The organism is uncultured Methylobacterium sp., assembly GCF_964251405.1.
In the GTDB taxonomy this organism is placed as follows: domain Bacteria; phylum Pseudomonadota; class Alphaproteobacteria; order Rhizobiales; family Beijerinckiaceae; genus Methylobacterium.
Genome location: NZ_CAXUJR010000103.1, coordinates 1 through 11841 on the forward strand (window position 1 = coordinate 1; position 11841 = coordinate 11841).

12 protein-coding genes are annotated in these 11841 nt (G+C 66.6%); 8 read left to right on the forward strand and 4 right to left on the reverse strand.

Annotation, left to right across the window (positions count from 1 at the left end):
- Positions 1–458 precede the first annotated feature (458 nt).
- The 8 genes from ACFE7U_RS15415 (at position 459) to atpC (ending at position 8703) form a co-directional block, all read left to right on the forward strand.
- Positions 459–2117: a methyl-accepting chemotaxis protein gene (locus tag ACFE7U_RS15415; protein ID WP_375410600.1), complete on the forward strand. Its 1659-nt coding sequence runs from the start codon at positions 459–461 to the stop codon at positions 2115–2117.
- Between the two features lie 185 nt (positions 2118–2302).
- Positions 2303–2986 carry a DsbA family protein gene (locus tag ACFE7U_RS15420; RefSeq protein WP_375410601.1) on the forward strand — a complete coding sequence of 228 codons (684 nt, stop codon included), beginning with the start codon at positions 2303–2305 and terminating at the stop codon, positions 2984–2986.
- 277 nt (positions 2987–3263) lie between these two features.
- Positions 3264–3833: a F0F1 ATP synthase subunit delta gene (locus ACFE7U_RS15425; protein ID WP_375410602.1), complete on the forward strand. Its 570-nt coding sequence runs from the start codon at positions 3264–3266 to the stop codon at positions 3831–3833.
- Between the two features lie 76 nt (positions 3834–3909).
- Positions 3910–5439 carry a F0F1 ATP synthase subunit alpha gene (atpA, locus tag ACFE7U_RS15430; RefSeq protein ID WP_375410603.1) on the forward strand — a complete coding sequence of 510 codons (1530 nt, stop codon included), beginning with the start codon at positions 3910–3912 and terminating at the stop codon, positions 5437–5439.
- A gap of 155 nt (positions 5440–5594) precedes the next feature.
- A complete protein-coding gene (locus tag ACFE7U_RS15435) occupies positions 5595–6470 on the forward strand; it encodes a F0F1 ATP synthase subunit gamma (protein WP_375410604.1) in 876 nt (291 codons plus the stop codon).
- A 43-nt stretch (positions 6471–6513) separates the two neighbouring features.
- A complete protein-coding gene (gene atpD / locus ACFE7U_RS15440) occupies positions 6514–7974 on the forward strand; it encodes a F0F1 ATP synthase subunit beta (protein WP_375410605.1) in 1461 nt (486 codons plus the stop codon).
- Between the two features lie 5 nt (positions 7975–7979).
- On the forward strand, positions 7980–8228 hold the full coding sequence (locus ACFE7U_RS15445) for a hypothetical protein (RefSeq protein ID WP_375410606.1): 249 nt from the start codon (positions 7980–7982) through the stop codon (positions 8226–8228).
- A 73-nt stretch (positions 8229–8301) separates the two neighbouring features.
- The gene (gene atpC, locus ACFE7U_RS15450; protein WP_375410607.1) at positions 8302–8703 is read left to right on the forward strand and encodes an ATP synthase F1 subunit epsilon; all 402 of its coding nucleotides are present in this window, start codon (positions 8302–8304) and stop codon (positions 8701–8703) included.
- A gap of 84 nt (positions 8704–8787) precedes the next feature.
- On the opposite strand, the gene ACFE7U_RS15455 is transcribed toward atpC, so the two are convergent.
- The 4 genes from ACFE7U_RS15455 to ACFE7U_RS15470 are packed head-to-tail and all read right to left on the reverse strand — an operon-like array spanning position 8788 to position 11586.
- Positions 8788–10044: a CCA tRNA nucleotidyltransferase gene (locus tag ACFE7U_RS15455; RefSeq protein ID WP_375410608.1), complete on the reverse strand. Its 1257-nt coding sequence runs from the start codon at positions 10042–10044 to the stop codon at positions 8788–8790.
- Positions 10041–10298 (reverse strand): DUF6111 family protein, encoded by a 258-nt coding sequence (locus tag ACFE7U_RS15460; RefSeq protein WP_375410609.1) that lies wholly within the window; start codon positions 10296–10298, stop codon positions 10041–10043. Before ACFE7U_RS15460 ends, ACFE7U_RS15455 begins: the two co-directional genes overlap by 4 nt.
- A gap of 20 nt (positions 10299–10318) precedes the next feature.
- Positions 10319–10999, reverse strand: coding sequence for a CoA pyrophosphatase (locus ACFE7U_RS15465; RefSeq protein WP_375410610.1), 681 nt, complete (start codon positions 10997–10999; stop codon positions 10319–10321).
- A complete protein-coding gene (locus ACFE7U_RS15470; RefSeq protein ID WP_375410611.1) occupies positions 10996–11586 on the reverse strand; it encodes a DUF1285 domain-containing protein in 591 nt (196 codons plus the stop codon). Before ACFE7U_RS15470 ends, ACFE7U_RS15465 begins: the two co-directional genes overlap by 4 nt.
- Positions 11587–11841: the final 255 nt, after the last annotated feature.

Genomic DNA, 11841 nt, shown 5'->3' on the forward strand with positions numbered 1-11841 from the left:
TGGGCGACCGGCCGGGCGGGATGCGCTAGCGGCTCTCTCGGTCCCGTCATGGCTCGTCGGCTGTCGAGCGATCGACGGTGAGAACTCGCGCCAAGTCCCTGAACCCTGATCAGTATCCGTCCTTTGGTTGACAAAGGAGGCCCGAAGTTCTGGCGTCGATTGCGGGCTGCGTGGGATGCCGCATGCGCTCCCCATCTCGATCAATGTTCAAGAGGCGAGGCCGCGGGCGACATTTGTCTTGCCGCTTACGATTGAGTCACCGCGCATTGGATGATCAGAACAACGAAATGACTTCCGTTTCTCAGCGCAGGTTTTTTACTTCGGGTAATTTCCTCTTAACCGACCGGTAACTGTTATAAGGCATCAATAGTTTTGATTGAAAGCCATACCTTCGACCTTTTGTCGATATTCGCGAAACGTGGCCGGTTGTGCGCGCATTTCACAATCTCAAGATATTGGTGAAGCTGGCGATCCCCGTCAGCCTTTTGGTCGTGGTCGCGACCGGCCTTGTCTTCGTGGCAATGCAGGCGATGGGCTCGCTGCGCGACAAGACCAGCTACATCACCGACGTCACGGCGCCGCGCTTGGTGCTGGCCCTGCAGATGGCCTACGCGATGAACGAGGCCACGCTTCAGTTGAAGAACGCCATCATCGATCCGAAGGAAAGTGGCACCGAGAGAGTCAAGGCAGTCTTCGCGGAGGAGAAGGGCCGGGCGATCTCGGCCGTCGATCGACTCTCCGCGCTGGCCGATACGGACCAGCGCCGCGAGTTGAACCGGACGATCAAGGGCCAGTTGCTGGCTTACTTCACCGTCGCCGAGAAGGGTCTAGAATTCGCGGTGCGGGACGACGCGGACGCCGTCCGGTTCGAAAGGGACGAGGTCCGGCCGGAGCGCCGCAAGCTCAGCGACCTCGTCACCAAGCGCGTGGAGAACAATCTCGGTGAACTGGCCAAAGCCAAGCAGGACGCCGCGGATCTTGCCAGCACCGCGGAATGGACTTTGACCGCGTCGGCGGCGGGCGGCCTCCTCCTCGCCATCGGACTCGTCGTCTCCATCGTGATCTTCGGCGTGACCCGCCCGCTACAGGGCATGACCGACTCGATGGGCCACCTCGCCGGCGGCAACCTCGACGTCCATGTCGAAGGCGTCGAGCGCAAGGACGAGGTCGGGACGCTCGCCCGCTCGCTCCAGGTGTTTAAGGACAACGCCATCACGGCCCGCCGTCTCGCCGCCGAGCAGGAGGCGGAGAACCAGGCCAAGATGCGCCGGGCCGAGATGCTCGACGGCCTGACCAAGCGCTTCGAATCGAACGTCTCGTCGATGACTCAGGGGCTCGCCGGCGCCGCTACCGAGATGGAAGCCACCGCCCAATCGATGTCGGCCACCGCCGAGCAGGCGATCAAGCAATCGGTCGCGGTCAGTGCCACCGCCGAGGAGACCTCCGCCAACGTCCAGACCGTCGCCGCCGCCTCCGAGGAGATGTCGGCCTCGATCCAGGAAATCGTCGAACAGGTCAGCCAGTCCTCCGCAATGGCGACGAGGGCCGTCGACGACACCAAACGCACCGATGCCACCGTACAGCGCCTTGCCCAGGTTGCCGAGCGCATCACCGACGTGGTGGAGCTGATCAACACCATCGCGGGCCAGACCAACCTGCTCGCCCTGAACGCGACGATCGAGGCGGCGCGCGCCGGCGAGGCGGGCCGCGGCTTCGCGGTGGTGGCGACCGAAGTGAAGGAACTCGCCGGCCAGACCGCCAAGGCCACCAACGATATCCGGGCACAGATCGGCGAGATCCAGGGTGCCACCGGCGAGGTCGTCGCCGACATCCAGCGCATCGCCAATACCATCGCCGAGATGTCGCGCTACTCCTCCGGCATCGCCGCGGCGATGGAAGAGCAGGGCGCGGCCACCCGCGAGATCGCCCGCAACGTCCAGGAAGCCGCCCAGGGCACCCAGCAGGTCACGACCAACATCGACGACGTCCGCCAGGGTGCCGGCGTGACGGCGGCGTCCGCCTCGCAAGTGCTGTCGGCGGCGCAGGAATTGTCGCGCCATTCCGAGAGTCTCGGACGCGAAGTCGAGACCTTCCTCGCGGGCGTCAAGGCGGCCTAAGGCGTCCTGGGCGATCGATACGCTCCATCGTCGGTCGGGAACGACGGCGGAGGGGTATCGATGGCGAGCCTTCCGATGTCTCCGCGACGGGCCGCGTTCCGGCATCCGAGGGACAGGCGTGGCTGGCCTAGCCTCGTCCCGCCCGATAGAAGCCCGGGCTTTCCTATCTGCAACCGGGCCTCGCCATGAACATCCACCGTCGGCGCTTCCTCGCTGCCACCGCGGGCCTCGGTTTGGCCGGCGCGGCGTCGGCCCAAGGCTACGGCCAGGCCTTCTCGGTGAAGAACGACGAGGACCGCCCGATCGCCAACATGCGGCTGCCCGGCGAGATCGTCGGCGAGATCCAGGCGCTGCGCGGGGTCACGTATGTCGGGCCGGCGGAGGCCGAGGTCACCCTCTACGAGTTCTTCGACTACAACTGCCCGTATTGCCGGAAGGCGGCCGCCGACCTCGCGTCGGTTACGGCAAGCGATCCATCGTTGCGGGTTGGGCTGATCAACAACCCGATCCTTTCCGTTCAATCAGCGCAGGCGGCGAAGGTGGCGCTGGCGGTCCAGCGCCGGCTCGGCTCGGCCGCGACCTGGACGCTGTACCAGACCATGCTCGGCAAGCCGGGCCGGATCGACGGCCAGTCCGCCCTCGCTGCGGCGGCAAAGCTCGGCGTTCCGGCTGCCGAGCTCGAAAGCGTCGGCGACAGCGAGGAGATCCGCCTCGCCCTCAAAAGCCAGATGCGCATGGCGGCCGATCTCGGCCTCGTCGCGACCCCCTCCTACGTCCTCGGCAATACCGGGCTGCTCGGCCATCCCGGCCCCAAGGCACTGGCACGGATGATCTCCGCCCAGCGCCGCTGCGATCGGGTCGCCTGCTGAACCGGATCGGCGGACGTTTCGCTCTCCTCGCCCTGCATTCACCACCGTTGCGCCCCACTCATGGCTCGCGGCCAGCGGCTCGACCGTTTCACCTCACACGGCTTCGCTCGCCTTGCGCCGTCCAAGACCGCATGCTAGGGCCACGCCGCCTCGGTAGAGGGGGTTCGTGCCTCCTTAGGTCCGAGAAGTTCCCATTGCCGCAATGTCCTGAGCCGACGCCGAAATACGGCGAGATCCGGTCGGAACGGGCGGTTCGGATTGAAGAGAGAGCGGCCGCGTGGCGCAGAACGGTTCCGAGGCGAGTTCCCCGGTTGCAGGCGTAGCCGCACGCTACGCCTCGGCCCTGTTCGAGCTGGCACGCGAAGAGCGTCAGGTCGATGCCGTGGCCGAAGCGATGGAGCGGTTCGACTCGCTCCTCAAGGAGAGCCCCGATCTGATGAGGCTGGTGCGTAGCCCCATCTTCTCCGGGCAAGAGCAGGCCGCCGCCATCGGCGCGGTGCTCGAGCGAGCTGGGATCACGGGTCTGGGCGCCAACTTCATCAAGCTGTCTGCCGCCAATCGCCGACTGTTCGCCCTGCCCGATATGATCCGCGCCTTCCGGGTGCTGGTGCGCGAGTCGAAGGGCATCGTGCGCGCCGAGGTCCGGGTCGCGGAGTGTCCGTCCGACGCGGTAATCGAGGAGATCAAGGCCAGCTTGCGCGATGTCGCGAAGTCCGAGATCGACCTCGACCTCCATGTCGACCCGAGCCTGATCGGCGGCCTCGTCGTCAAGATCGGCAGCCGGATGGTCGACGCCTCGCTGCGGACCAAGCTCAACGGAATTCGTCTCGCGATGCGGGAAGCCTAGAGGCTCGGAGCTGTTCAGCCCGATCCGTCCCGTCATCCACACCCAAACCATTTTTTTCGATTGAAGAGGCCGAACGATGGACATCCGCGCTGCCGAGATCTCCGCGATCCTGAAAGAGCAGATCAAGAACTTCGGCGAGGAAGCCGCGGTCACCGAGGTGGGCCAGGTCCTCTCGGTCGGTGACGGCATCGCCCGCGCCTACGGCCTCGACAGCGTCCAGTCCGGCGAGATGGTGGAGTTCGAATCCGGCGTGCGCGGCATGGCGCTGAACCTTGAGCAGGACAATGTCGGCATCGTGATCTTCGGGTCCGATCGCGACATCAAGGAAGGCCAGACCGTCAAGCGCACCGGCGCCATCGTCGACGTGCCGGTCGGCAAGGCGCTGCTCGGCCGCGTGGTCGACGGCCTCGGCAACCCGATCGACGGCAAGGGCCCGATCGCCACGACCGAGCGTCGCCGCGTCGACGTGAAGGCGCCGGGCATCATCCCGCGGAAATCCGTGCACGAGCCGATGTCCACCGGCCTCAAGGCCATCGACGCCCTGATCCCGGTCGGCCGCGGCCAGCGCGAGTTGATCATCGGCGATCGCCAGACCGGAAAGACCGCGATCGTGCTCGACACGATCCTCAACCAGAAGGCCGCCCATTCCGGGACGGACGAGAATTCCAAACTCTACTGCGTCTACGTCGCCATCGGCCAGAAGCGCTCGACGGTGGCCCAGTTCGTGAAGATCCTCGAGGATAACGGCGCGCTCGAATACTCGATCGTCGTCGCTGCGACCGCGTCCGACGCCGCGCCGATGCAGTTCATCGCGCCGTTTGCCGGTTGCGCCATGGGCGAATACTTCCGTGATAACGGCATGCATGCCGTGATCTGCTACGACGATCTCTCGAAGCAGGCGGTGGCCTACCGCCAGATGTCGCTGCTGCTGCGACGCCCGCCCGGCCGCGAGGCCTATCCGGGCGACGTGTTCTACCTGCACAGCCGCCTGCTCGAGCGCGCCGCCAAGATGGGTGACGCCGCCGGCAGCGGTTCGCTGACCGCGCTGCCGGTCATCGAGACCCAGGCCAACGACGTCTCGGCCTACATTCCGACGAACGTCATCTCGATCACCGACGGCCAGATCTTCCTCGAGACCGACCTGTTCTACCAGGGCATCCGCCCGGCGGTGAACGTCGGCCTCTCGGTCTCGCGGGTGGGCTCCTCGGCCCAGACCAAGGCGATGAAGAAGGTCGCGGGCAAGATCAAGGGCGAGCTCGCCCAGTACCGCGAGATGGCCGCCTTCGCCCAGTTCGGCTCGGACCTCGACGCGTCGACGCAGAAGCTCCTGAACCGCGGCTCGCGCCTCACCGAGCTCCTGAAGCAGCCGCAATTCTCGCCGCTGAAGATGGAAGAGCAGGTCGCGGTGATCTATGCCGGCGTCAACGGCTATCTCGACGCCTTGCCGGTGAATAAGATCCGCGCCTTCGAGGACGCGCTGCTGTCGACCCTGCGCACGAAGCATACGGATCTGCTCACGACCATCCGCGACTCGAAGGACCTTTCGGATGCCAGCGCCGGCACCCTGAAGGGCGCCATCGAGGGCGTCATCAAGGCGATGAAGTAAGGAACTCTCCCCTCCCCCTTGCGGGGAGGGGCCGGGGGTGGTGGTTTCGCTAGGCTCCGCAGGAGGGTCACCCAGCCACCCCCACCTCCAACTCCTCCCCACAAGGGGGAGGAGAGGCGCCTGGGTCGAACCGAGACGGATCTGAAAGTCAGCCGATGCCGAGTTTGAAGGATCTGCGCAACCGCATCACCTCGGTGAAGGGCACGCAGAAGATCACCAAGGCGATGCAGATGGTCGCCGCCGCCAAGCTGCGGCGCGCCCAGAACGCCGCCGAGAACGGCCGGCCCTACGCCGAGAAGATGTCCCAGGTGCTCGGCAACCTTGCTGCCAACCTCGTCGGCGGCGTTCAGGGGCCGAGGCTGCTGTCCGGCACCGGCTCGGACCAGACGCATCTCCTCGTGGTCTGCACCGCCGACCGCGGCCTGTGCGGCGCCTTCAACTCGTCCATCGGGCGCCTCGCCCGCGACCACGCCCGCCGCCTGATGGCTGAGGGCAAGACGGTGAAGATCGTCACCGTCGGCAAGAAGGGCAACGACCTCCTGCGCCGGGTCTTCAAGGACCAGATCATCGAGGCCCGCGATATCCGCGGCACCAGGCCTGTCGATTACGAGTTCGCCTCCGAGATCGCGGAAGCCATCATCGCCCGTTTCGATGCCGGCGAGTTCGATGTTGCGACGCTGTTCTACTCGCGCTTCCGCTCCGTGATCTCGCAGATCCCGACGGCGCAGAAGCTGATTCCCGCCGAACTGCCAGAGACCGGCGCCACCGCCCCCGATGCGGCGCTGGAGTTCGAGCCGAACGAGGAGGCGATCCTCGACACGCTCCTGCCGCGCAACCTCACGGTCCAGGTCTTCCGGGCGCTCCTTGAGAACGCGGCCTCAGAGCAGGGCGCGCGCATGGGCGCCATGGATTCCGCCACGCGCAATGCGGGCGAGATGATCAAGAAGCAGACGCAGATCTACAACCGCACGCGTCAAGCCATGATCACCAAGGAACTGATCGAAATCATCTCGGGCGCGGAAGCTCTCTAACAAGAACTTTGGCGCTCTGACGCATCAATCGAAGGACTCTATCATGGCGAACACCGCTCTCCCCGGCGCCGGCTCCAACAAGGTCGGCCGCATCACCCAGGTCATCGGCCCCGTCGTCGACGTCCATTTCGATGGCCACCTTCCCGAGATCCTGAACGCTCTCGAGACCAAGAACAACGGCAACCGTCTCGTCCTCGAAGTCGCCATGCAGCTCGGCGAGAGCACCGTGCGCTGCATCTCGATGGACACCTCGGAAGGCCTGGTCCGTGGCCAAGAGGTCACCGATACCGGCGAGGCCATCATGGTCCCGGTCGGCTTCAACACGCTGGGCCGTATCATGAACGTCATCGGCGAGCCGATCGACGAGGCCGGCCCGATCCAGTCCGACACGCTGCGCGCCATCCACCAGCCGGCCCCGGCCTATTCCGAGCAGTCCACCGAGTCGCAGATCCTCGTCACCGGCATCAAGGTCGTCGATCTCCTGGCGCCCTACGCCAAGGGCGGCAAGATCGGCCTGTTCGGCGGCGCGGGCGTGGGCAAGACCGTGCTGATCATGGAGCTGATCAACAACATCGCAAAGGTTCACTCCGGCTACTCGGTCTTCGCCGGCGTCGGCGAGCGTACCCGCGAGGGCAACGATCTCTACCACGAGATGATCGAGTCCAAGGTCAACATGGACCCCAAGGAGAACGGCGGCTCGGCCGAGGGTTCCAAGTGCGCGCTGGTCTACGGCCAGATGAACGAGTCGCCCGGCGCCCGTTCGCGCGTCGCGCTCACCGGCCTGACGATCGCGGAAGATTTCCGCGACCAGGGCCAGGACGTGCTGTTCTTCGTGGACAACATCTTCCGCTTCACCCAGGCCGGCTCGGAAGTGTCGGCGCTGCTCGGCCGCATCCCGTCCGCGGTGGGCTACCAGCCGACGCTCGCGACCGACATGGGCGCCCTTCAGGAGCGCATCACCACCACCACGAAGGGCTCGATCACCTCGGTGCAGGCGATCTACGTGCCAGCCGACGATCTCACCGATCCGGCGCCCGCCACCTCCTTCGCCCACCTCGACGCCACGACCGTTCTCTCGCGCTCGATCGCCGAGAAGGGCATCTACCCGGCGGTCGACCCGCTCGACTCGACCTCGCGGATGCTCAACCCGACCGTGCTCGGCGAGGAGCATTACGACGTCGCCCGCCGCGTCCAGCAGACGCTGCAGCGCTACAAGGCCCTCCAGGACATCATCGCGATCCTCGGGATGGACGAGCTCTCGGAAGAGGACAAGCTCACCGTGGCGCGCGCCCGCAAGATCGAGCGCTTCTTCTCGCAGCCCTTCTCGGTGGCCGAGATCTTCACCGGCTCGCCGGGCATCCAGGTCCCACTGGCCGACACGATCAAGGGCTTCAAGGGCCTCGTGAACGGCGATTACGATGACCTGCCGGAGGCCGCCTTCTACATGGTCGGCACGATCGAGGATGCCAAGGAGAAGGCGAAGAAGCTCGCGGCCGCGTCCTGAGCTTCGTGAACGCCAAGATCGTTCTCCTGCTCGTCGGCCTCGTGGCCGGCGGGCTCGTCGGTTACCTCACCCGGCCCCACGCCGCCGAGATCAAGATCGGACCCTTGAGCGTCGAGGTGCAGGAGACGGTCTCGGCGGGCCTGCGCGGCGGCGATCTCACCAGCGGGCAGATGCAGCATCTCGGCCTGTTCGCGGTGATCGGCGCCGTGGTTGGACCGCGTGCTGGCTTCGTCTCCGACCGCCGCCGCGGCTGAGACAGACCATACGGCGCCGGACTTCGGTCCCGGTGCCGCTACAACGACTTCGGATCGCAGGATTCCAGACGCCATGGCCACCTTCCAGTTCGACTTCGTCGGCCCCGAACGGACCCTCTATTCGGGCCAGGTTGAGGCCGTGCAGCTTCCGGGCGTCGAGGGCGAGATGACGGTGCTGCCGGGCCACGCCCCGGTGCTCACCGCCCTCAAGGTCGGCGTCATCGTGATCAACGAGGCCGGGCATTCCGGAAAGCGCGTGCTGGTGCGCGGCGGCTTCGCCGATATCGGGCCGACCAGCGTGACGGTGATCGCCGAGCGCGCGAATCCATTCGAGGAGATCAGCCCTGCCTCCATCGACGGCGACATCGCCGCCCTTGAATTGCAGCGCGACGCGACCGAGGATTTCGCCAAGCGCGAAGAGTTCGACGGCCAGATCGTTCAGCTCAAGGATGCCAAGGTGGCGCTGAGCTTCTGAACCCACATCGTCGCCCGGTGACGGCCAGATTCGGCGAGCCTTGGTTCGCCGAATCTGTTTCAGGGCATCGTGACGCCTCGCCCGTCATGATCTGTCCTTGGCCACGTTGAGCCCGTGGCCGAGAAGCGCGTCCAGTTCCTGACGATCGTCCGGGCAACCGAGCTCAAGCCATAGGGTCCGCGCCGCGTTCAGGCCGTGGCCCACCGCCGGGCCGGGCGCCACACCCCGCGCCACGAAATCCGCTCCCGTCAGGGGGAAGACCGGCCTCGGCAAAGCCCCGCCACGCACGGCCTGCAGGATGGCAAGGCCGTCGCTGGTGATAGGTGGCTGCTCTTGGGCGTCCATCGCCGCCAGGGCTTCGGCGAGCGGCGACGCATCGTGGACGGCGACCAGTGCCCTCATCGCTCCCGCATCGATCGCCCGCCGCTGAGCGAGGGCCGCCGACGCGTCGGCATAGGCCGTCAGCGCGCCGCCTTCCGCCTTCGACAACCGCAGCGCCTCCTGCAGACGCACGGCATCCCTCTTGGTGCGGACGGCCAGGGACGCCAACCGGGTCACCACATCGGAATCCGGGCAGACTTCGATCGTGCGGGCGAGCCGCCAGAGATAGGCAGGCCCGCCGATCAATCGTTCCAGGATTTGCGCCTCGTCCATCGCGCGCAATGCCGCCAGCGCACCCGGCGCGACGAGAAGCTTCAGGAGTTCCGCCCGGACCCGTTCCCGCGAGAGCCCGTCGACCGCCTCGCGTGCGGCGGCGCAGGCGGCGAGACCCGCCTCGTCCGGCGCCGCGCACCCATAGCGGGCATGGAACCGGAAGAACCGTAGCACGCGCAAGGCGTCTTCGCGGATGCGGCTCGCCGCGTCGCCGATGAACCGGACCCGTCCGCCTTCGAGATCAGTGACGCCGCCGGTGGTGTCGTGGAGGCGGCCCTCCGGGTCGAGCGAGAGCGCGTTGATGGTGAAATCCCGGCGCTCGGCATCCCGAGCGAAGTCGCGGCCGAAGCGAACGATGGCGTGCCGTCCATCGGTCTCGATATCCTCGCGTAGGGTCGTCACCTCGAAGGCCGTGCCCTTCGCCAGGATCGTCACGGTGCCATGATCGAATCCGGTCGGGATCGCTCTGAGGCCAGCCTTCGCCGCAAGGGACAGCGTCGCATCCGGCTCCAGTGTGGTCGCAAGATCGATGTCGGTGGAAGCTGAGCCGAGGAGCGCGTCGCGGACGCAGCCGCCGACGAGCCGCGTGGCCTCGCCCGGGACCGTGAGGGCGTCGAGGATCTGCCGGACGTCGCTTCGCCGCAGGAGGCGCGACGGCCCGTCGCGATCGAGCGCCCATCCCGTCACTGGAAGTATCCTGGCACCACCTGGCCGTTCTCGATCCGGGGCGGGACGTAACCGCCACGATGGCGCTCGCCGAAGACGCCGACGAGGATCAGGGAAACGACGACGAACGCAATCCCCGCCATGGTGAGGCGAAAGACGGAATTCTCCCAATGCTCCCGCCGGTGAGGGTTGCGCCCGATTGCGACGAGGTAGCCGTAGAACAGCATCCAGGGTAGCAGGAAGACCAGAAGTTCTTGTAGGATCGTGCGGATCATGATGCCTGTCGCCGGCGGGGTCAGGCAGCGTCCGTGGTGGAATGAGCTGCCCTCACGGAAAATAGGCGCTCGTAGAGATTCCGCACGATCCCTGCCGTCACACCCCAGATGAGCCGCCCATCGTAGGTGATGGCGTAGTAGCGGCGCGTGCGCCCCCTCCAGCTCGCCGAGCCGAGACTGTGCCCGGCAGGATCCATGAGGTAGGCCAGGGGTACCTCGAAGACCTCGGCGACCTCGGCCGGATTGATGTCGAGCCTGAAAGACGGCTGCAGCAGTCCCACGACCGGTACGACGAGGAAGCCCGTAGCCGACAGATAGGGGTCGAGGTAGCCGAGTACCCGCACCGCGCCCGGGGCGAGCCCGATCTCCTCGAAGGCCTCGCGCAGGGCGGCATCGGCCGGCCCCGGATCGGCCGGATCGATCTTCCCGCCGGGAAAGGAGATCTGGCCGGAATGGTCGCGCAGGCCATGGCTGCGGACCGTGAAGAGCACGGTCAGCCCATCATGTCGCTCGACCACGGGGACCAGCACCGCCGCGTGCCGGTGGGGACCCGGCGGCGCGACGGCGATGCCTTCCGCATCGAGGTCGTGGTCGCCACGGGGATTGGAGTTCGGGTCGTCGTCACTCGGCGGTGTGGGGGACAGGCCAATGCCGGCCCGGGCAAGGAAATCCTCGACCCTATCGCGGGCGAGGCCGCTCAAGTCGGGCCGGAAGGTGCGATGGGATGGAAGGCGCCGCCCGCGGCGATGCCGAACCACGAGGCTCCGTCGACCATGCGATCCTCGCCCATCTCGACCAGGTCGTAGGTGATCGCCCTGCTCACCAGGGCCCATAGACCGCGCCGGACATGAAGGTAGGGCCGCAGGCCGCCCGCCTCGTCTTCCTCAAAACGCAGGGAATGCTCGGCATCCACGGTGACGAGGTCGTCGACATTGGTGCGCAGCACGATCCGCCTCGAGTCGCCTTCGCCCTCCACCGCCATGTCGACGGCGATGAAGACCGCGTCCTCGACGGTGATGCCGACGCATTCGACCGGTGTCACCAGAACGATGCGGCCGTCCTCCTCGCGGCGCAGGATCGAGGCGAAGAGCTTGACGAGGGCAGGGCGCCGGATCGGCGTGCCGTTGTGGAACCAGGTCCCGTCCGCGGCGATGCGCATGTCGATCTCGCCGCAATAGGGCGGGTTCCAGCGCTCCACCGGAGGCGGGCCGCGCGTGGCAGCACCGCCGAGGGCGGCGGTGAGCCGGTCGAGGACGGGGTCGGGGGAGTTGGCGTCCGTCGAGGTCATGGCACTGCAGATAGTGCCAGTGCTGGCCAGGGGATAGACCTGAACGGCGACAAGTGGCCGAAGCCGGCGTCTGGTACCGGCGCCATCTACCCGAAGGTGCCGTCCTTCGGGTAGCAGGTCGCGGACACGCTTGAAGCAGCTGGACGGACTAGGCTGCCTGGACGTTGGCCAGAAAGGTGCTGACTTCCTGAGTGAGGCTTTCGGAGTGGCGCGAGAGTTCCTGAGCCGCGCTGAGGACCTGTGAGGCTGCGGCCC